The organism is Lysobacter sp. Root690 (genome assembly GCF_001427785.1).
GTDB lineage: Bacteria > Pseudomonadota > Gammaproteobacteria > Xanthomonadales > Xanthomonadaceae > Lysobacter.
In genome coordinates this window covers 571585-592270 of record NZ_LMHM01000017.1, presented here as the reverse complement: position 1 = coordinate 592270, position 20686 = coordinate 571585, and the positions used below count along the sequence as shown (strand labels likewise).

The 20686-nt window shown below is 66.1% G+C and carries 13 protein-coding genes and 1 riboswitch; of the genes, 3 read left to right on the top strand and 10 right to left on the bottom strand.

Features of this window, described 5'->3' with window-relative positions; genetic code table 11:
- The first annotated feature begins 312 nt into the window (after positions 1 to 312).
- On the top strand, positions 313 to 1269 hold the full coding sequence (locus ASD86_RS23080; protein WP_157477047.1) for a prolyl oligopeptidase family serine peptidase: 957 nt from the start codon (positions 313 to 315) through the stop codon (positions 1267 to 1269).
- Positions 1270 to 1372: 103 nt separating this feature from the next.
- On the opposite strand, the gene ASD86_RS23075 is transcribed toward ASD86_RS23080, so the two are convergent.
- The 5 genes from ASD86_RS23075 to ASD86_RS23055 form a co-directional block, all read right to left on the bottom strand.
- Positions 1373 to 1939, bottom strand: coding sequence for a hypothetical protein (locus ASD86_RS23075; protein WP_157477045.1), 567 nt, complete (start codon positions 1937 to 1939; stop codon positions 1373 to 1375).
- 155 nt (positions 1940 to 2094) lie between these two features.
- The gene (locus tag ASD86_RS28295) at positions 2095 to 3759 is read right to left on the bottom strand and encodes a M91 family zinc metallopeptidase (RefSeq protein WP_162253725.1); all 1665 of its coding nucleotides are present in this window, start codon (positions 3757 to 3759) and stop codon (positions 2095 to 2097) included.
- A gap of 250 nt (positions 3760 to 4009) precedes the next feature.
- The gene (locus ASD86_RS23065; RefSeq protein WP_056116388.1) at positions 4010 to 5545 is read right to left on the bottom strand and encodes a M91 family zinc metallopeptidase; all 1536 of its coding nucleotides are present in this window, start codon (positions 5543 to 5545) and stop codon (positions 4010 to 4012) included.
- A 145-nt stretch (positions 5546 to 5690) separates the two neighbouring features.
- Positions 5691 to 6197 carry a discoidin domain-containing protein gene (locus ASD86_RS23060; RefSeq protein ID WP_056116385.1) on the bottom strand — a complete coding sequence of 169 codons (507 nt, stop codon included), beginning with the start codon at positions 6195 to 6197 and terminating at the stop codon, positions 5691 to 5693.
- On the bottom strand, positions 6194 to 7186 hold the full coding sequence (locus ASD86_RS23055) for a sterol desaturase family protein (RefSeq protein WP_056116382.1): 993 nt from the start codon (positions 7184 to 7186) through the stop codon (positions 6194 to 6196). The genes ASD86_RS23060 and ASD86_RS23055 overlap by 4 nt, the downstream gene beginning before the upstream one ends.
- A 343-nt stretch (positions 7187 to 7529) precedes the next feature.
- Here ASD86_RS23055 and ppa point away from each other — a divergent pair, with 343 nt between their 5' ends.
- Positions 7530 to 8078: an inorganic diphosphatase gene (ppa, locus tag ASD86_RS23050; RefSeq protein WP_056116378.1), complete on the top strand. Its 549-nt coding sequence runs from the start codon at positions 7530 to 7532 to the stop codon at positions 8076 to 8078.
- Positions 8079 to 8502: 424 nt separating this feature from the next.
- Here ppa and ASD86_RS23045 read toward each other — a convergent pair whose 3' ends face one another.
- The 5 genes from ASD86_RS23045 to thiC form a co-directional block, all read right to left on the bottom strand.
- On the bottom strand, positions 8503 to 11412 hold the full coding sequence (locus tag ASD86_RS23045) for a TonB-dependent receptor (RefSeq protein ID WP_056116376.1): 2910 nt from the start codon (positions 11410 to 11412) through the stop codon (positions 8503 to 8505).
- Positions 11413 to 12824: 1412 nt separating this feature from the next.
- Complete coding sequence (locus ASD86_RS23040; protein ID WP_056116371.1) at positions 12825 to 13730, bottom strand: helix-turn-helix domain-containing protein; 906 nt, start codon at positions 13728 to 13730, stop codon at positions 12825 to 12827.
- A 144-nt stretch (positions 13731 to 13874) separates the two neighbouring features.
- Complete coding sequence (locus ASD86_RS23035; RefSeq protein ID WP_056116370.1) at positions 13875 to 16202, bottom strand: winged helix-turn-helix domain-containing protein; 2328 nt, start codon at positions 16200 to 16202, stop codon at positions 13875 to 13877.
- 278 nt (positions 16203 to 16480) lie between these two features.
- Positions 16481 to 17161 carry an ion channel gene (locus tag ASD86_RS23030; RefSeq protein ID WP_056116366.1) on the bottom strand — a complete coding sequence of 227 codons (681 nt, stop codon included), beginning with the start codon at positions 17159 to 17161 and terminating at the stop codon, positions 16481 to 16483.
- A 507-nt stretch (positions 17162 to 17668) separates the two neighbouring features.
- Complete coding sequence (gene thiC, locus ASD86_RS23025) at positions 17669 to 19555, bottom strand: phosphomethylpyrimidine synthase ThiC (protein ID WP_056116362.1); 1887 nt, start codon at positions 19553 to 19555, stop codon at positions 17669 to 17671.
- A 91-nt stretch (positions 19556 to 19646) separates the two neighbouring features.
- Positions 19647 to 19748, bottom strand: a riboswitch (TPP riboswitch).
- Positions 19749 to 20119: 371 nt separating this feature from the next.
- On the opposite strand from thiC, the gene ASD86_RS23020 reads away from it, so the two are divergent.
- Positions 20120 to 20686, top strand: coding sequence for a hypothetical protein (locus ASD86_RS23020; protein WP_157477043.1), 567 nt, complete (start codon positions 20120 to 20122; stop codon positions 20684 to 20686).

The following is a 20686-nucleotide window of genomic DNA, read 5'->3' as shown; positions in this document are numbered from 1 at the left end:
TCGGCAGAATGAAAAAACGGCGGCTTCGGCTGCCGTTTTTTTTCGCCTTCGTTTTCTCGCGTCGCTGTTTTCTTGGGCGCGAACGCCTAGCCTCGGCGAAAAGAATTCAAATCGCATGCGCGCGCCCCTGAGCCGCGACGACGCAACACATGGACGCCGCTGAAACTGGGATGCGCCGAAGCGAGGCCGAGCCCGTGTTCGCGTTCGCGGGAATCATGTTCGACATAGCACCGCGCCAAGCCCTTGCGCGCACCGCGCAAGCCAAGCGGGTAACCTGAGCGTCATCGCAGCCCGCTCAAGGAAGACCTCACAATGATCCGTTGCAGACACGTCGCACTCTTGACGCTCGCCCTGGCCTGCGCGGCCTGCTCAAGACCCGCCGCCGACGCCGCCCAAGCCGCCGCGAGCGCGGATGCGGCCGGCAAGACCCTGGCCGAAGCCCGCAACGGCGTCGCAACCAAGCTGATTACCCACAGCCGCGGCGGCGAAGCGCCACCGGCGCCGCCAGCCGGCGTGCTCGACCTGATTCGTTACGACGCGCCCGCCGGCAAGCTCGCCGCTTACCTGACGCCGCGTCCGGCCGCGCCGGGCAAGCATCCGGCGATCATCTGGATCAGCGGCGGCGACTCCAACACCATCGGTGATTTCTGGTCGCCGCAACCGCGCGAGAACGATCAAAGCGCGGCCGCGTTCCGCGCCGCCGGCATCGTCACCATGTATCCCTCGCTGCGCGGCGGCAACGACAACCCGGGCGAGCGCGAAGGCTTCTACGGCGAAGTACAGGACATCCTCGCCGCCGCCGATCACCTGGCCAAACTCGATTACGTCGACCCACAACGCATCTATCTGGGCGGTCACAGCACCGGCGGTACGTTGGTGCTGCTGGTGGCGCAAATCGACCCGCGTTTCCGCGACGTGTTCTCGTTCGGACCGGTCGCCGATGTGTCGGGCTACGGCCAGGACATGCTGCCGGTGTCGCTGAGCGACGAACGCGAAATCCGCCTGCGCTCACCGGGTTACTGGCTGGCTTCGATCCGCAGCCCGTTGTTCGTGTTCGAAGGCGATCACGATGCCAACACCGATCAGGTCGAACTGCTGCGCGAGAGCAGCAAGAACCCGAAAGCACAGTTCTTCGTAGTGCCGCGCGCGGATCACTTCAGCGTGCTGGCGCCGACCACGGAGTTGATCGCGAAGAAGATCCTGGCCGATACCGGCGCGCAGACCGCGATCGGGTTCAGCGACGCGGAGCTCGATGGCTTGCTGAAGTAAGCCTCGGGTCTTGCCGCGAGGCTTTCAGAAGAATTGAGTCCCGGAGCATCGGCCATGCACGATGGCTCCGGATCGCCACGTCATCTTGCATCGCGACCCGCGCTCAGGATTCGAACCCGCCCTTGGCGATATCGAACCACGGCGTGCACAGCATCTGCTGAGCCTCGGCGGCGGTGAACGGCGCGCTCCACACTTGCCCGTCCGCGCTTTTGGCGGGCGCATCGAAGAACTTCTCGTCGAACGGCATCACCCCGACGCACCAGCGCAGGCGCTTGGGCACGGTGGTGCTCCAGATCTCCGATTTGAACTGGCCCGACAGGGTCGAACCAGGCGCGACCCGGATCGCGAGCGGCGTCGGCGGCGAAGTCGGCGCCGGGTCGGGCAACGGCAACGCGGCGTGCAGCATCTCCACGTCGGTGCCTTCGGTGACGAAACCGGGCTGGCCGATCGCGCCGAGTTTCTGCCGGCCGATCTGCACCGTGTGCAGGTCGCCGCGATCGAACACCGCCAACGGCGGCGCCGCATCGGGGTTATGCAGTTGGTAGTTCACCTCGACCGAACGCGCCTGCGCTTGATAGCGGAACTCGACGTCCAGCTTGACGCCGTTGGCGCCTGGGACGGTGATCTTGGTGCGTGCTGCATCCGGCGCTGAGGGAGCCGCAGTGGTCATCGTTTGCTCCGCGGGAGAAGGGGTGCGGGCCTGAGTGCAGCCCGATACGACGAGCGCGGCGAGGGCGAGCGTCATCAGAGGAGAACGGCGCGACGGCGCGACGCGCGCAAGCGGCGCCGACCGCGAATCGCCGCTGACGTGAAACGACCGGCGCGTCATCGGCTCGGCCCGGCGCGCACCGGATTGTCCGGTTGCTGCGCCTGCTGTTGCTGTTCGCGCTGCTGCGCGGCGAATTGGTCCTGGCGATCGGCGCCGGCCACCGCTTCGTTGCGCAAGGCCTGGCCGGGTTCGGCGTTGGCGGCGGCCTGGGTCAACTTGCGGAAGTCTTCGCGATTGCCGGACTGCGACGCGCTCAGCATGCGATCGACGAAATCGTGCGGATCGTCCTGCAGCGAGGTGCGCGCGGCCGGGCCCGAAGTCGCCGGCGCGCGGTAGCTGGGGCGATCGTTGAATCCCAGCTCCCGACGCATGCCGTTTTCGGTCAACGGCAACGGGTTGGCGGTGGTCGCCGGGGTTCGGGGGTTGTGATCGAAATCGTAGGCGGTGCCGGTATTGCTCAAGCCCACGGCCTGACGCTCGCGATTGTTGACGCCGGGATAGGTGGTCGTGCCGACCGTGCGCGGGCCGTCCGGTCCGGCGCCGGTGTAGGTGCCGGGCTGGAAGGTTCCGGTCACGCCGTTATAAGCGTGCGACAACTCGTGATACAGGACCACGCCCGGAGTCGGGAACCGCTCGGCGAAGAAACTGGGGTTGTAACGCACCTCCACATCGCCACCCGCGCCCGGGCGTCCGTCCGGACGAATCGACGCATCGCCCGACGGGGTGGTGCGGGCGAAGCCGTTCTGCTCGTTTTCCAGTTCGCGGATCGTCACCTGATTGCCGCGGGTGCGCGATGCCTCATCCAACTGGGTCAGCATCTGGCGGCCGTTCGGCGAGCCGCGCAGGAATTCGATGTCCGCCTCGACCCGTTGGCGGAATGCGTCGGAACCTTCGACCCGGATCGAGGTGCCCAAGGTGGGGTCGGAGCGGCCGTCGCGCAGCAGATCCACCGACTGCCGACCTTCGATCTGGTTGCGGTCCGCGCCCGGGTAGAGCCGGTCGCCGCCTTCGCCGCCGTTCAAGCGATCGTTGCCGCGGCCGCCGGCGAGAATGTCGCGCCCGGCGCCGCCCTGGATCAGGTCGTTGCCCTTGCCGCCGTCGAGGAAGTCGCGTCCCTGATTGCCGATCAGGTGATCGTTGCCGTCGCCGCCGTAGATCACGTCGTTGCCGGCGCCGCCGTTGAGGCGGTCGTTGCCGCGGTTGCCGAAGATGTAGTCGTTGCCGCCAGCGGTGTAGATGCGGTCGTCGCCGAGGCCGCCGTCGACGCGGTCGTTGCCGGCGCCGGTGGTGATGCGGTCGTTACCGGCGCCGCCGTTGACGTCCATGGTGACGTTGACGTCCGGCCGGGCATGGATGATGTCGTTGCCGGCGCCGCTGCGCACGGCGAGTTCCTGACCGGGCGCGAGCGCGACGTCGTAGCGGGTGCCGTTGATGCTGACATCGAGCCGGCCGCCGATGCCGCGGGCCACCTGGATATTGTCGTTGGCCGCGCCGGTGCTCAGCACGAGTTGATCGAGCCCCGGGTACAGCACGCTGCGCCCGCTGGCGTCGCGGCGGGTCTCCATCGTGGTTTCGCGGGTGATCGCGACATCGCCTTGACGAAACAGCTCGTCGTAGTGGATCGGCTTGCCGTCCGCGGTGGTGCGGCCTACCACGGGCGGGCCGGATCGCGGCGTATGCGTGCCGTCGATCGGAATGGGGCGTTGGGTTTCGTCTGCCACCGTCACTCTCCATGTGTGAACGCGGGTGCCGGGGAACGGCGACTAGAAATTAGCATGTCGGGGGTGAGGGCAGAACCGGAGCCCCGGCGGCAGGCCCGAATGGGGTCGGCCCCGCTGGCGGGGCCTGTTTGCCCAGACAGGCGCGGGACCGGACCGGACCGGACCGGAAAGCGTCGGGGCTGAAGCCCCTCCCACAAAAAAGCTCCCCTCCGCCCCGTGCCTGGCGAGTCCCGACTCCCCAATCCCCGCCTTACAACGTATAGCTCGGCCGATCCGGCAGCCCCAACTCGCCGCGCAAGCCGTTCTCGGTCAGATGATCGGGATTGGCCGTGGTCTTGGGCGTGCTCGGGTCGCCGTCGAAGTCGTAGGCCGGCGCGCTGGTTTCCAGGCCCACCGCCTGACGCTCGGCGTTCGGGACACGGCCGTTGTCCTTGCCGGTGCCGTTGTAGGTGCCCGGCTGGAAGGTGCCGGTCACGCCGTTATAGGCATGCGACATCTCGTGGTACAGGACCACCACCGGAGCCGGGAATGCGTCCATGTGGAACGAGGGGTTGTAGCTGATCTGCACGTCGCCGCCGGCGCCGGGCTTGCCGCCCACGATATCGGCGTCGTTGCTGAAGGTCTGGGCGTAGCCGTTCTGCTCGTTGGCCAGTTCCTTGATCGTCACGCTGTTGCCGCGCGCGGCCGCCTGATCGAACTGGGTCAGCATCTGCTGGCCGTTGGGCGAGCTGCGCAGGAAATCGATCTCGGCGCCGACGCGCTGCTTGAACGCATCCGACCCTTCGATGGTCACGCCCTTGCTGGAACTGATCTCGACGTTGATCACGGTGTTCTTGGCGCCGGTCGCGGCGTTGATGACGTCGCTCGCGGTCTGCGCGTACACGCTGTCGTTGCCGGACTGGTTGTCGATGGTGTCCTTGCCGGCGCCGGTGTAGACCGCGTCGTCGCCTTCGCCGCCGCGCAGGGTGTCGTCGCCGACGCCGCCCGACAGCATGTCCTTGCCGGCGCCGCCTTCGAGCGTGTCGTTGCCCTGCCCGCCTTCGAGGAAGTCCACGCCTTCGCCGCCGGCCAGACGGTCGGCACCATCGCCGCCGTAAACCACATCGTCGCCGGCGCCGGCATCGAGGCGATCGTCGCCGCTGTTGCCGAACACGTCGTCGCGACCGGCGCCGCTGTTGATCTCGTCGTTGCCCAGGCCGCCGTCGATGCGGTCGTTGCCCGCGCCGGTGGCGATCTTGTCGTCGCCCGCGCCGCCGTCGACGACGATGTTGACGGTCACATTGGAAGCGACGTTGATGGTGTCGTTGCCGGCGCCGCTGCGGATGGTGAGTTCCTGGTTCTCGCCCAGGCGTACCTCGTACTTCTCGCCGTTGATGCCGACATCCAGGGTGCCGTCGTCGCGCTGGCTGATCTGCACGTCGTCGTTCTTGGCGCCGGTGGTCAGCACGACCTGATCGGTGCTGACATAGGTGCGACCCAGGCCGGCATCGGCCAGGGTCTGCTCGCGGGCGATGGTTACTTCCGCGCCCTGGTGCAGCGGGTCGATCTGGATGGTCTTGCCGTCGGGGGTCTTGCCCTGGGTGCGCTGCTGCGGATTGGTATCGCCGCCGTTGATCGCGACCGCGTCGTCGATCGCCTCGCGCTGCGGCTCGCCCATGGCCCGCAACGGAGCGGCGGGCGACGCCGGATCGGCCGTGCGGTTGGGATCGGTCGAAGCCGGGTTGTCCCAGTACTGCTCGGTCGGGTTGGAAGTCGCGGAGCGGGCGGCGTCGAGCGAAGCGGACATGGCGGACCTGCGTTGACGGGATCGAGTGGCTTTAGATACGCCACGGTATGTAGCCCGTCCAAGCTAGGGCGTACCCCACGCTAGGGTCGTCCCCAGGCCCCTCGCGCGGCCTTCGTGCGCTGTTTGCGAGGCCAGCCGCGCGGCCTCACCACGCTTCCAACTCGTAGATCCGCGTGGCCGGATCGGCCGGGTCCTGCGCGGGCTGGCGGATGTCCAGACGCACGTAACGCGCGCGCACTGGCGCGATGCGATGCATGCTGACGCCTTCGACGTTGGCGTCGACGTTCACCACCCGCTGCCAGTTCACCCCGTCGCGCGACACCGACAGCGCGAACGCGCGGGTGTTCATCGAGGCCGGCTCATCGCCCGCCTGCGCGTGCTTCACGGTGAAACCGCGCAGCTTGCGTTCGGATTGCAGATCGACGCGCAGCCAGGCCGGGCGCACCAGCGAACAGAACTTGTCGTGGGTCTTGCTGGCGAGCAGGCCGTTGACGGCTTTTTCGGCTTCCTCGCCGGGCTTGCAGATCGCCGAACCGGTGGTCGGGCGATTCAAGGCGAAATTGACCGGCGCCGCGTCCGCGGCCGTGGCCGTCGCGACCGGCAGCGACGCGACGCACAGCACCATCGCGACGAACGTGATTCGCAACTTCATGACGCCCCCTGCTGCGCCAGCCAGGCGCGTTTGCTGGCTTGCGCGGTCTTGTGTTCGCCGTCGTGACTCCAGCCCGGCGGCATCAGCAGGTACAGCAGTTTGTTGCGTAACCCGGGCGCCTTGGCGATGTCGCGCCCCAGCGCATGGAACTCGCCGAGATAGGCATCGAGGAAGCTGCCGGGCTTCATCGGCCGGGTGATGCCGTACTCGATCCGGATGTCGTCGCGCTGCGGCTGATAGGTGCCGAACACGCGGTCCCAGACATTGAGCAGGTTGCAGAAATTGGTGTCCATGTAGAGCACGTTGCGCGCGTGATGCACGCGGTGATGCGCCGGGGTCAGGATCATCCGGTGCAGCGCGCCCAGGCGTCCGTCCTTGAGCGCGTGTTCGCCCAGATGGATGAACTGTCCCCACAGGCCGTCGATGAACATGATCAGCAGCAACAGCGGCGGTTCGACCCCGGCCAGGATGCAGATCGTGGTCCGCACCAGGTCGGCGTAGGGCGCCTCCAGGAACAGATGCGCGTAGTTGACCGACAGGTTCATCGCGGTCGGCGCGTGGTGAGTCGAGTGCAGGCACCACAGCAGCCGCACCTTGTGGGCGAGGAAGTGATAGACGAAGTGGGCGAACTCCCACACCAGATAGCCGTAGATCAGCCCGACCACGCCGATGCCGACCTGGAACGGCGCATACGGCTGGAACAGGCCGATGCACAAGGTCACCACGCCGAAAGTCAGGAACGCGGAGATCAGCCGGTTGGCCAGCATGGTCAGGAACGGGAGCTTGTAGTCCTCCAGCTTGAACCGGCGCGCGGCCACGGTGCGCAGCAGCTCGTACACCAGCAGCAGCGGGATCACCGGATACAACAGCGCCGCGGCCCCGTCGGCGCTGAGCAGCGCCCGGTAGCCCTGCTCGGCCAGCAACTTCAGCAAGGCCCCCAGGCCGAAGAAACCGATCACTTCGTGTTGTACGTGCTGCCACCACTGCATCGCGGCCCCTGCGTTTGTATCGATCTAAATGCAGGATTAACACCGTCGGATGGCAGCGGCAAGCCGCGCGCGCCAACCGGGCCGGACGGGCATTGGACGGTGCCTTGGCGTTTTTTGGACGCACCTTGACCGGGCCGGCGCCGCCCCGCCGCTGGCCCGTGGTTCGGCGCCGATCGGCGCACGAAGGCGCGGCTTTACCGACGATTGGACATTTACGCATCGCCCCGGCCCGGCCGGCCGGCGCCGGCCGCGTGTGCTGCAATGCAACACCCAGCCGCGTAGAATGCCCCACCCCTTTCTTTCACGGCCCGCACCTGCGCGGGCCTCAGCAGTCGGAGCACACATGGGTCTGGACCTCGTTCCCACCGGCAATAATCCGCCGCACGAGCTCAACGTCATCATCGAAATCCCGAAGGACGCCGAGCCGGTCAAGTACGAGGTCGACAAAGCCTCCGGCGCGATCTTCGTCGATCGCATCCTCTCGACCCCGATGCGCTATCCGTGCAACTACGGCTACGTCCCGCACACTGTCTGCGGCGATGGCGACCCGGCCGACGTGCTGGTGGTGCTGCCGCTGCCGCTGATCCCCGGCTCGGTGATCCGCTGCCGTCCGGTCGGCGTGCTGCGCATGGTCGACGAGGCCGGCGGCGACGAGAAGATCCTGGCCGTGCCGGTCGACAAGGTGTTCGCCGGTTACAGCCACATCCACGACATCGACCAGGTCAGCCCGCACTGGCTCGAGCGCATCGGCCACTTCTTCGAGCACTACAAGGACCTGGAGAAGGGCAAGTGGGTCAAGCTCGACGGTTGGGGCAATGCCGAAGAGGCCAAGAAGATTCTGGTCGAGTCGATCGAGCGGTATGCCGCTGAGGTCGAGAAGCCGAATTTCTGATCGCCGCCTGGGTATCGCGATTCGCGAAAGGCCGCCTCAGGGCGGCCTTTTGCATTTGCGGATTTGCGGATTTGTGGATTTGCAGCATCGCGGCGTTGAGCGCGCGTAATTGAACCGATCGCGACAGAACCTGGAGCCCCTCTCCCGCTTGCGGGAGAGGGNGGTACTCGCACCGCGCCGCAAGAGCATTCGCGCCTGCGGCGCTCTTCCCTCACCCCGGCCCTCTCCCGCAAGCGGGAGAGGGAGACAAACGCCCGACACTTCGGGTGTCGATCGCACGATGCCGCGATGCGATTCGTGCGCGTCGATGCAACGCCGCAACTAACGATTCGAGTTCTGGTTCCCCAAACTCAAATCCCGAACAACAAAAAACTACGGCCCCTTTCGGGGCCGTAGTCGTATCGCGGTACCGCCTGACTTCTTATCAGAAACGCTGGGTGTACTTCATGTACACGAAGCGGCCGATGTCGAAGCTGCCGTTGTAGCTGAAGCTGCTGTTCGGCTGGCTGTACATGGTCTGGCCGATGTGGTCGAACACGTTGTTCGCGCCGACGGCAACGGTGGCATTCCACGGGGTGTTGTAGCGGACCTGCATGTCGTGGAAGGTGTTCGAACCCACTTCACGCACGCCCACCTGACCCTTGTACGCCGAACGGTAATCCGGGATGTCGCATTCCGGGCCGCCGTCCAGATCGTACGCGCACTCTTCCTTCAGACCGGAGTAGTAACGCACGTTCCAGCTCGCGCCGAAATCGCCCATGCTCCAGTCGGCGTTGAAGTTCGAACGCACGCGGAAGTTGGCGCTGTCGTTAGCAACCCAACTGGTGCGCTGCTCGACCGGGGTGGTCGACTCGCTGTCGCGCTTGTATTCCAGGTAGTCGACGTAGGTCGTCTTCCAGTTGAACGCGAAGTTGCCGAAACGGGTCTCGGGCAGACGGTAGGAAATGCCCAGGTCGTAACCCGCGGTTTCCTGGTAGCCGCCGTTGATCAGGGTGCGGGTCACGCCCACGACCTGGCCCAGGCTGCGCGGGTTGGTGCTACGCACGAAGCGGCTGCAGGCTTCGTCGATGCCGAGCACGTAGCAGTTGTTCAACAGCGAGGTCACGGTCTCGGCCGCGATCACGTCGTCGATCTTGATCTTCCACCAGTCCAGGCTGACGTCGAGGCCGCTGACCCAGCTCGGGCTGTAGACGAAACCGATCGTGGTCGACTTGGAGGTTTCCGGGATCAGGTTCGGGTTGGAACCCGACAGGAACGCGGTGTTGGACTGCGCGTTCGGACCGGTCGCCGGCGAACCGCCGGACGCGGCCTGACGGAAGTTCACCGGCACCGCGGCGGCGCAACGCGCGTTGCCACGGACCGCGCCGAACACGGTGTCGCACGGATCGGTGTAGTTGTCGAAGCTCTCGCCCACGCCGCCGTACAGGTCGGCCACGGTCGGGGCGCGGAAGCCCGTCGCATAGGTGCCGCGGATCAGCAGGTCGTCGATCGGCTTCCACTTCAGGCTGAACTTGCCGTTGGTGGTGTCGCCGAAGGTGTTGTAGTCGGAGTAACGGCCGGCGATGTTGAACGACAGTTCCTTCGCGAAGGCCACGTCCGACAGCAACGGCACGGCCAGTTCGACGTAGAACTCGTCGAGCGAGTAGCCGCCCTGGGTTTCGCTGCCGGCCAGGCTGGTGCTCAGGCCGGACTGCAGCAGCGCGTCGGGCGAGTAATGCGCCGATTCCTTGCGGTGTTCATAACCGGCCGCGATGCCGAGGTCGCCCGCCGGCAGCGTGGCGAGCACGCCGCTGAGGTTGAGGCTGTAGACCTGGGTTTCGGTGGTCGAGGTGTCGTGGGTCGGCAGGAACAGGTACTTCTGCAGTTCCTTGTTGTTCATCGAACCCGGCGCGTTGACGTCCGGACCCAGCAGCGGGTTCCAGGCCAGGCAGCCGGCGATCGGAGCCGCCGCGGTGCCGCAGCGCGCGACGCCGCTGGCGTCGATGAACGACGGGCCCAGCGCCTTCTCGGCGTTCGGCAGGAACAGGTTGCCGGTCTGGGTCTTGACGCCCTTGTTCTGGTTGTAGACGTAGCCGATGTCCCAATCCCACGGCTTGCCCGCGAATTCGAACGTGCCTTCCAGGCCGCCGCTGAAGCGGTAGGTGGTCAGCTCGGACTTGGTCTGACGCGGCACTTCCCAGCCACGGCGATAGAAGTCGGCGTCGTAGCCCAGCGGGTTGAACGCGCTGTTGCCGTCCAGGCGCAGGTCGCCCGCGTAGCGGCTGGTGAAGCCGTTGGAGCGGAACGGATAGCCGGCGATCTGCTGGGTCGCTTCGCGATCCGTGTACAGCACGTCGGCCTTGGCGCGCACGTTGTCGGTGATGTCGAACTCGGCGTTCGCGAACACCGAACGACGCTCCAGACCGGTCGACAGGTACATCTGCTCGTTGGCGTTGGCCTGGTCGAGGATGCCGTCGGTCGGGTGGAAGTTGTTCGGGTTCTTGGTGTCGGTCGTGCCGCGGTTGGCGGTCAGCGGATTACCGGCGGCGTCGAACAGCGTGCCCCACTGGTTGATCGGGCTCCAACCGTTGGTGTCGTCGGCGGTCGGGAACGGATGGCGCGGGCCATTCGGGTAACGGGTGAACGAACGGTCCTTGGCCAGGACCGGATCTTCCTTGCTGTATTCCGCGCCCAAGGTGATCGAACCGCGCTCGCCGGTCTGGCCGATGACGAAGTTGTAGATTTCCTTGTTGCCGTCGCCCTGGCCGTACTGGCCGAGGTAGGCGCTGGCTTCCAGGCCGTCGAAACGCTTGCGGGTGATGATGTTGACCACGCCGGCGATGGCGTCGGAGCCGTACAGCGCGGACGCGCCGTCGGTCAGCACTTCGATGCGCTCGACGATCGAGCTGGGGATCGAGGCCAGGTCGGAGAAACCGGCCGAGCTGATGCCCATGCGCTTGCCGTCGATCAGCACCAGGGTGCGCTGCGCGCCGAGGTTGCGCAGGTCGACGTACTGGCCGCCGACTTCTTCGCCCGACGACAGCGCATCGGCGCGCGAGATCGCCGGCGAGCCGCTGGCGGTGATGTTCTGGACGATGTCGGCGACGCTGGTGAAACCCTGCTTCTGGATTTCGGCGCGCGACATGGTGACGACCGGCTGCGCGGTTTCCAGGCTGGCCTGGCGAATGCGCGAACCGGTGACTTCAATGCGATCGAGCGTGGTGGTCGCCTGATTGGAGGCGTCGGCTTCCTGTGCGCCCGCGATGGCGGGGACGAAGGCCGACACTAACGCCGCAGCGATAGCGGACGGCAGCAAGCCGTACCGCGCCGTCGGGCGCAGACTGCGATGGTTCATCTATCTCTCTCCAGTGATCTCGTTATGAGCGTGTTAAAACGCTCAGCAAAATTACGTTCGAAGTGTCGATGCTGCTTTGCGGCGAGGGCCGGGAAAATTTGCCGAATCGGCCCTAGCAATGGACTGCATACGCGCCATGAAATGTCGATACGCATCGCGTTGCATTCGCGCGTTGCGACTTGCAAATAATTTTTGTTTTTGCGATACGCGTGTGCGCGGCGATCGACGAATTCGTCGTGCGCTTTGCCGAATCTGACTTGATCGTTTGCGATGGCGCGCTAGTGCGTTCATCGCGCGTGCTCGCGTTCGCTCGCTAGCGTAAATAGCGATTAAACGAGGCGATAATTTTTGCGATAACCCGCAAGTTGCGTTAGGCGGTCGTTCATTCCGGCGCAGTATTAGACGGATTCGCACGCGCGCTGCAACGCGATGCGATGGATGCGGGGTTGATGAGGCCGTGAAGTTGCGCGAGCGCTGATTTTTGTGAGCGCGGCGGGAGCGGCCATGTGCGCGCGGCGGTCGCGGTGTGTCCGGGCTCGTGGCTCCACGCGTGGAGCCACGAGCAGCTACGAGCAGCAGCATTCGAATAGTGGCCGGCAATGTCGACCGCGCTATCACGCGCGCGGCTATTTCTGCTTCTCTCCGCGTCCCTTCAACTTTTGCCCCTGCTTAAACACATCCACGCATCCACCAGCCCGTCATTCCCGCGAACGCGGGAATCCAGTGGCTTTGATCTTCAGGGGGAGTGTCTGCGGGCGGGAGCTGCCTCTACCGGACCGAAAGTCGCTGGATTCCCGCGTTCGCGGGAATGACGGTTGTGGGAGTTCGCGGGAATGACAGGCATGGGAGAGAGGCGCGATCGCCTGGCCATGGGTAATGGTCGCCAGTCACATGGCAAAAACCGGCAGTCGCACGGCAAACACGAATCACCAACCAGACCCAGCCACCGCGATCCCATCCCACAAACGACAACGCCGAGGTTCACAGCGCCAGTAGCGCTTGCGAAACCTCGGCGTGTCATACGCGACGCGGGTTGCCGTGTGGGATGAAGCCGGAACCTTGCCTACGTGGGAGAGGGCGGGTTGTTCTAGGGTGCCGCCGCAACCGCGCTCGCGTGGGCCTACTGCAACTGCCTGCCTGGCGCCGGCGGAACCTCGCGACTGCGAAGCGGTTCCGTCGAACGGCGCCGGTATTGCGATGTAGCCCGCGGCATTGGCCGCGGTGGATCTACGACGTATCGCTATAAAACGTTTCGTCCTACCAGCGTGCGATCTGAAACATCCAGCTCGCGGCGCCTGGACTTACAAACATCGACGACCGCAACGCTCGCGACTTCAAGTCGTCACCGACTGCGCGAACCCGAAAGTCCGATGACCCCGGCGCCCGGCGGCGATGAATCAAACCACCCGCAATCAAGCCGCCAGCTTGTGCAACGGAGCCGCCGCGCGCACCGCTTCGAGCTTGGCGTTCGCCGCCGCGCTGCGGTAACGGGTCGCCGAGGTACCGAAGCGGGCGCGGAACGCGCGGGCGAAGCTGCAGCAGTTGTCGAAGCCGCTGGCGGCGGCGACTTCGCCGACCATCATCGAGGTGCTCTTCAACAGGTCGGCCGCGTGCTCCAGACGCATCCGCGCCGAAGCGGCCTGCGGGCTTTCTTCGTACAGGCTGTGGAAGGTCTTGGAGAAGTACCAGCTGGAGAAGCTAGTCAGCTCGGCCAGCTCGCTGATCCGCACGACCCGGTCGCAGTTGCCTTCCAGGTACAGGCGGGCGCGCTGCAGACGGCCGAACACCTGGCGCTTGCGGCTGCGCGAGCGGCCCGGGCAACGCTGGATGCGCGCGGTCAGCTCGCGCTGGACGCCGGCCAGGTGCAGCAGGATCGGACGCAGGGCGTTGAAATCGAAGCCCAGGTCGGCCTCGCCGTTGCGAGTATGGGCCTGGCGCCACAGACGCAGGGCGATACGGGCGTCGTGACGGCTCATGCGGCCGCGGCCGGCATACAGGCTGGCGTCGGCCAGACGGGCCATGGCCTTGATCGCGTCGGCGGTCAGGTTCAGGCCGATGCACACGCCGTAACGGTCGGCCTGGAGGACCGGCTTGGAGTCGCGTTCGAACGCGATCCAGTCGCCGCGCTTCAGGCGGAACTTACCTTCCTTGGCTTCGACCCAGGAGCTGCCGCGCAGCTGAACCCAGATTGAGAAGTGACTGCCGGACAGCTGCGCGCTGCCCAGCCGCGAGACGCCGACGCAACTGGCTTGGATGGCGGGGTCCTGCGCGTCCAGCTGCACCAGCTGTCCACGATCCGCCCACAATGCTTGCTCCATTGGTCCACCTCATTTGCAGGTAATGAGGTTTTTATTTGCCTACGCAACGACTGCCGGCGCCGGAAATTTGACGGAGAGTTACCCGAAATCGGAACGACGTCACAACCGAAGCTTTTCCGAAAGAGGTTTTTCGTTCTTATTCAATCAGTTGAGCCAGCCCGGCACGAAGGTCTTCGGCTCTTCGGGCAGGTCCATGTAACCGATATCAGCGCCGTCCCACTTGGCCAGCGACAGATACACGGTGTCGCCGCGCGGGCTCAGGCTGAATCCGTTGATCGCCGAACGCCGGCTCTGGTCCAGGCACAGCACCGACGGCGGCAACTCCGGGCTGGCGATCCGGCGCAGCAGCGCCAGGCAGGTCGGCTGCTGGTCGAGGTAGCGCAATTCGCCGGTCTGGGTGGCCACGTCCCATAGCCGGTAGCGCTGCTCGGCCACCGGTTCGCGGTCGTCGATGCGGCGCACGCTGGCCGGGGTCAGGGCCAGGTCGGACTGCCACAGGCCTGTCTGGGTCTGGCGGGCGAACAGCAGCCGATTGCGGGCGCCGTCGACCCGGACCTCGGACACGTCCTCGATCGCGCCGAGCAGCTTCCATGGCGAGCGCCGACGGTCGAACAGGTTCAGCCGCAGGCGGCCGTCGCCGACGCTGGCCAGGACCAGCAGCCGGTCCGGGTCGGGCAGCTGCACCGCCTGGATCGGCTCGGTCGCCGGCACCGCCAGGCGGGTCACCCGACCACTGGCCGGGACGATTTCGTGAATGACGTTGCGGCCGTCGCTATCGGGCCCGACCACGGTGACCCGGGTACTGTCGGCCGACCACGACGAGGCATAGCGCGTGCCCGGCTGCACGCCCGGCAGCATGCGCAGCGAGTCGGGCTGGTCCAGGTCGGCCCACCACAGATGGTTGCTGCCCGAGCGATCGGAGAAAAACACGATCTGGCGGCCGTCCGGCGCGACCATCGGCAGCATGTCGCGCGCCGAGGACGGAAACAGCGGGTCGACCACGTGGACCGCGCCCTTGGAGGTATCACCCAGCACCACCCGGAACAGGCCGAAGTACGGCTTGCGCTGGACGAAGGCCGCGGCCGGCCGCGACGCCGCGACCGCCGGCGCCTGGGCCGACTCGATGCCCAGGTCGCGGGCCTGGCCGGTTTCCAGGTCGAGGCGGAACATGCGGGTATCGCCGTCGATCATGCGGCCAAACAGGATGCTGCGATTGTCCGGCAGCCAGTCCCAGCCGCGCACGTCGGCGCTCAGCTGACTCATCCGCTCGGCGGTGCCGCCCTCGGCCGGCAAACGCCAGAAATCGCCTTGCGGGTTGTTGCGCAAGAACACGATCCAGCGTCCGTCGGGCGAGAACCGCGGCGACAGGTCGAGGTTGCCGGTGCCGGACCGATACGGCACCGCGCGCCATTCGCCGCTGGCGAGGTCGAGCACGCGCATGCCGACCATGCCCTGCGCGGTCAGCATGCTGCCGAAGATCAGGCCGCGCCCGTCCGGGGTCCATTCGAAGGTCGGCGGGCTGCGCGGGTCGCATTGGCCGATCTCGCGTTCGGCGCCGCCGTTGGCCGCGATCATCAGCACCTGGCAATCCACCCCGGGCTCGACCCGCAGGAACGCTATCGAGCGACCATCCGGCGACCACGCTGGCGCGCTGTCCTCGGCCAGGCCGGTCGGACGGGTGAGTTGGCGCGGCGGGGTCTGGTCGGTGGTCTGGACCAGGATCGCGGTGCCGCGCTGGCCGTCGGGTACGGCCACGTAGGCGACCATGGCCGCGTCGGGCGACAAGGTCGGCGCCAGTTCGAAGCCCGGCATCGAGGTGATCAGGCGGTACGGACGGGCGGTGCTGGCGACCCGGGTCGGGTCGACCGCTGGCGCGGCGGCATCGGACGCGCGCGGCGGACGCGCCAGCGACCACCAGACCAGACCGCCGACCAGCACGATCACCGCCGCGATCACCCCGATCATCGAACCCAGGGTGCCGCGAGACTGCGGCTGCAACGGCAGCGGCACCGGCGCGAGCGGCGCGGGCGTCGGGGTCGCCACAACCGCGACCGCGAGCGCGTCGCTGTCGGCGGCCGAGGCGGCCTCGCTCTCGCGCGGCGCGTTATCGCGGACCAGCCACTCGACCTGAGCCAGCAGCCGATAACCGTTCTTGGCGATGGTCTCGATATAACGCGGGTTGCCGCGGTCTTCGTCGAAGGCCTTGCGCAGCTGGGTGATGGCCTGGGTCACCACGTCGTCGGTCGGCAAGGTGTCCGGCCAGACCTCGGCCAGCAACGCATCGCGACTGACCACCCGGTCGGCGTGGTCGACCAGCACCAGCAGCACGCCCATGGTCTTGGGCGTGATCCGGCGCGGCCGCCGCGCGCCCGGCGCGCGAATCTCGCGCAACGGGATATCGACCACGCAATCGCCTACCCGCAGATGTTCGGCGGGCAGAGGCGAGGTCGCTGGGTCGTGGATGCGGGGCATGAATCCTGTGGATGGTGCGCAATGGCGCGATGCCGGTCATGTGCCTGAACGCATGGGGCACATAAATGATTAACCGACAAATCCGGCACGGCGCGGTGGCGCGATCGGAAAAGCGCGCCGCGGCTGGGTGTTTTAGCCGCCCATTCTAACGCCCGCCGGCCGGGGTCGGACCTGTCGGAACGTCGCGGGGGCCGTTTCAGGCGCCAAAACGCCGAAACGTATCGTTCCAAAAGACTGTGCCACAGGCGTGTTTATCTGTAACAAACCCGTGCACCGTTTCAGCGCCGTTCATGCCGAAGAATCGTCAGGCCGATCAGCCGCGACACCACCGCGGCGATATAGCCGACTCCGGCGAACTGCTCGAACATGGTCAGCACCCGCGCCGCCGGGCTCATCGGCAGGATGTCGCCCAGGCCGACCGCCGACAGGTTGGTGAAACTCAGGAACAGCAGCTCGATCCAGGTGCGCGGCTCGCCCGGCCGTTCGGCGCCGACGAAGCTGCCCGGATACCACGCCTGGCACACCAGGAATGCATAGGCGAAGCCCCAGGCCAACAGCGTGAAGGTGGCCCCGGCCGCGAACAGCTCGTCGGCGGTGACCTTGTGGTCGCTCATCATGTAGCCGATCAGGGCGATGGCCGCATAGAAGTACAGTGCCGCCTCCAGCGCCGACGACAGGATCAGCAGGCCGGGACTGGCGTAGACCACCGACAGGATCGACAGCGCGAACGCCGGCACCGCGATCAGCCACGCGATCCACTTGATCGCCGGACTGCGATTGACCACCCACACCGCCAGCGCGAGCACCAGCACGCCGAACGCGCCGAACACCACGCGCCCGCCGCCGACCGGATCGAACAGCGGATACGCCAGCATGCTCAGCAACTGCGCCGCGAGCAGGAACGCGGACGGATGCCTGCGCGCGATCACGCGCCATTTTAGGGTGGCGTATTGGGGCATGGGGTGAGGCTGGGAGTGAGTGGAGAGGAGTGAGGAGTGAGTAGGGGCGGGGCAAGCATGCCTTGGTTTGGGGCATTTCTCACTCTTCGGTTTTCTTCAATCGCCTCCTTGCCCTTCTCCGATTGCCTCGGCGTGCCTGGTGACGGCAGGGGCTGGAGTCGTCTCGTCTCGAAAAGCGAATCCCCCTCAATCCCCCTTTTACAAAGGGGGAAGACAAGCGGTTTCACGGGGTCATCGGCTCAACGCTCGTGAGTTGTCGCTTCTAAGGCCGCGGCAATGGCAATAACAATGGCAGCGAGCTACATGTTCAGCGCGAGAGCCGTCACGATGCCACCGACTGACGCATCGCCGCTGCCCGCTCCCCGCGCCGCAACCCGAAGCGCTTCCCCCTTTGTAAAAGGGGGATTGAGGGGGATTCGCTTTTAGCCACACCACCCGACGCAAACAACAATCACAGCGCAAACCAATGGGGCGCCACCTCAAAGGCAGCGCCCTGTCCTCACCGACTCAAGCCCGCCGATAAACCTCGGCGCCCTGCGCCAAGAACTCCGCCGACTTCTCCGCCATGCCTTCGCTCAACGCCGCGACCTCTTCCACGCCGTGTTCCTTGGCGTAATCGCGCACGTCCTGAGTGATCTTCATCGAGCAGAAGTGCGGGCCGCACATCGAGCAGAAGTGGGCGACCTTGTGCGCGTCCTTCGGCAGGGTTTCGTCGTGGTATTCGCGAGCGCGTTCCGGGTCCAGGCCCAGGTTGAACTGATCTTCCCAGCGGAATTCGAAACGCGCCTTGCTCATCGCGTTGTCGCGCGCCTGCGCGCCGGGATGGCCCTTGGCCAGGTCGGCCGCGTGCGCGGCGATCTTGTACGCCATCAAACCTTCGCGCACATCTTCCTTGTTCGGCAGACCGAGATGCTCCTTCGGCGTCACGTAGCACAGCATCGCGGTACCGAACCAGCCGATCATCGCCGCGCCGATCGCGCTGGTGATGTGGTCGTAGCCCGGCGCGATGTCGGTGGTCAGCGGCCCGAGGGTGTAGAACGGCGCTTCGCCGCAGACCTCGAGTTGCTTGTCCATGTTCTCCTTGATCAACTGCATCGGCACGTGGCCGGGGCCTTCGATCATGGTCTGTACGTCGTGCTTCCAGGCGATCTTGGTCAGCTCGCCGAGGGTTTCCAGTTCACCGAACTGCGCCGCGTCGTTGGCGTCCGCGATCGAACCCGGACGCAGACCGTCGCCGAGCGAGAAGGCCACGTCGTAGGCCTTCATGATTTCGCAGATGTCTTCGAAGTGGGTGTAGAGGAAATTTTCCTTGTGATGCGCCAGGCACCACTTGGCCAGGATCGAACCGCCGCGCGAGACGATGCCGGTCACGCGCTTGGCGGTCAGCGGCACGTAGCGCAACAGCACGCCGGCATGGATGGTGAAGTAATCCACGCCCTGCTCGGCCTGCTCGATCAAGGTGTCGCGGAAGATTTCCCAGGTCAGTTCCTCGGCGCGGCCGTCGACTTTTTCCAGCGCCTGATAGATCGGCACCGTGCCGATCGGCACCGGCGAATTGCGCAGGATCCATTCGCGGGTTTCGTGGATGTGCTTGCCGGTCGACAGGTCCATCACCGTGTCCGCGCCCCAGCGGATCGACCACACCAGCTTCTCGACTTCCTCGGCGATGCCCGAGGACACCGCCGAATTGCCGATGTTCGCGTTGACCTTGGTCAGGAAGTTGCGGCCGATGATCATCGGCTCGCTTTCGGGATGGTTGATGTTGTTCGGGATGATCGCGCGGCCGCGCGCGACTTCGTCGCGGACGAATTCGGGCGTGATGATCTTCTGGATGTTGGCGCCGAAGCTTTGGCCCGGATGCTGGGTGAGCAGATGCGCTTCGCGGATCGACTCAAGCCGCTGGTTCTCGCGGATCGCGATGTATTCCATTTCCGGAGTGACGATGCCGCGGCGCGCGTAATGCATCTGGGTGACGTTGGCGCCGCCGATCGCGCGGCGCGGCAGCGGCCGGTTGCCGAAACGCACATGCGCCAGCTTGGGATCGTGCTCGCGCTTGCGGCCGAATTCCGACGACAGCCCGCTCAGCGCTTCGGTGTCGCCGCGCTCGGCGATCCAGGCCGCGCGCAGCGGCGCCAGCCCGGCGACCAGATCGATGTTCGCGCCGGTCTGGGTGTAGATGCCCGAGGTGTCGTACACCGCCAGCGGCACGTTGTCTTCGCCGCCGAAGATGGTCGGCGTGCGCGCCAGTTCGATCTCGCGCATCGGCACCTGCAGATCCGGGCGCGAACCTTGCACGTGGATCTTGCGCGACCCGGGAATCGGACGGGTCACGTCGGCCGACAGCTTCTCGGCTTGCTGGATCAGGTCTTGCTTGCTCGAGGGCACCGCATTCATTGGCATTCGTCCTGGTAAAAACTCATGGCGTGGGCTCATGAGCGCGCTCTGGCGAGCAGGGACGAAGCGGGCGGCGCACGGCCACGGCAGGGCCGTGTCCGGCGAAGCTTCCCTACGGCGGTGTCAACCGCATCAGGTTCGAAGGGACTGTCTCAACCGCCGGCCCTGGGCCGCGGTACCCCCGCTTCAACGCACATTAGACATGGAAACGGGCGTGGGCGCCAATTCCGGCGGGGATCGCGGCGGCGGGCGGCGGCGGAGTCGCGAAACCTTTGAGAACGCCGCTCAGCCCCCGACGCCTTTCGTTCAGATCGCCGTGAACCGACCGGACCGCAGCCGTTTCCACACAAACTCCGCGGCGTCGCGGATTTACCCGGCGCGGTCGCGCCCGCTGGCGCGCAGCGCTTAGCGAACCCCGTCGCACTAAACAGAATCGCCCCGTCGGCCGCCATTGCCGGTCACACGTTGAACGGCTAGCGTGCCGGCATGACCAACCGTCGTCCGACATTTGCGTTCGCCGCATTCGCCATCGCCATTACCTTCACCCTCGGGAGCTGCGCCAGCATGAGTCATCCACCGCTCGACCCGCCCGCGCCGGGCACCGAGGCCACCGCCGCTCAGGGCGCGGAACTGCTCGGACGTTTAAGGCCTTTATGCGGCAAAGCCTTCGCCGGCCGTATCGTCGCCGATACGCCGACGAATACCGACGACACCTTCCAGGGTCGCGAGTTGGTCATGCATGTCCGCGACTGCACCCAACCCGACATCATTCGCGTTCCGTTCCACGTAGGCGACAACCACTCGCGCACCTGGGTGTTTCAACGCCTCTCCGGCGGCGCGCGCCTCAAGCACGATCATCGCCACCGCGACGGCAGCTCCGATGCGATGACGATGTACGGCGGCGATCTGACGCTGAGCGAGCAGGCCGGCCGATACGAATTTCCCGGCGACGATTACAGCAAGACCATGTTTCGCAATCTTGGCCGCGAGGTCTCGACGACGAACGTATGGGCGATCGAGCTCGACGATCAGCGTTTCGTGTACGAACTCGCGCGTCCCGGCCGGCTGTTCCGGGTCGAATTCGACCTGACCCGGCCGGTGCCCGCGCCCCCGCCGCCGTGGGGCGACTGA

Bases quoted from the DNA above. Each gene is read 5' to 3' on its own strand.
- ASD86_RS23065 (WP_056116388.1), bottom strand. From the start codon at position 5,545: ATGTCCGCTTCGCTCGACGCCGCCCGCTCCGCGACTTCCAACCCGACC.
- ASD86_RS23035 (WP_056116370.1), bottom strand. From the start codon at position 16,202: ATGCCCCGCATCCACGACCCAGCGACCTCGCCTCTGCCCGCCGAACAT.
- ASD86_RS23040 (WP_056116371.1), bottom strand. From the start codon at position 13,730: ATGGAGCAAGCATTGTGGGCGGATCGTGGACAGCTGGTGCAGCTGGAC.
- ASD86_RS23060 (WP_056116385.1), bottom strand. From the start codon at position 6,197: ATGAAGTTGCGAATCACGTTCGTCGCGATGGTGCTGTGCGTCGCGTCG.
- ASD86_RS23030 (WP_056116366.1), bottom strand. From the start codon at position 17,161: ATGCCCCAATACGCCACCCTAAAATGGCGCGTGATCGCGCGCAGGCAT.
- ASD86_RS23075 (WP_157477045.1), bottom strand. From the start codon at position 1,939: ATGACCACTGCGGCTCCCTCAGCGCCGGATGCAGCACGCACCAAGATC.
- ppa (WP_056116378.1), top strand. From the start codon at position 7,530: ATGGGTCTGGACCTCGTTCCCACCGGCAATAATCCGCCGCACGAGCTC.
- ASD86_RS23020 (WP_157477043.1), top strand. From the start codon at position 20,120: ATGAGTCATCCACCGCTCGACCCGCCCGCGCCGGGCACCGAGGCCACC.
- ASD86_RS23045 (WP_056116376.1), bottom strand. From the start codon at position 11,412: ATGAACCATCGCAGTCTGCGCCCGACGGCGCGGTACGGCTTGCTGCCG.
- thiC (WP_056116362.1), bottom strand. From the start codon at position 19,555: ATGAATGCGGTGCCCTCGAGCAAGCAAGACCTGATCCAGCAAGCCGAG.
- ASD86_RS23055 (WP_056116382.1), bottom strand. From the start codon at position 7,186: ATGCAGTGGTGGCAGCACGTACAACACGAAGTGATCGGTTTCTTCGGC.
- ASD86_RS23080 (WP_157477047.1), top strand. From the start codon at position 313: ATGATCCGTTGCAGACACGTCGCACTCTTGACGCTCGCCCTGGCCTGC.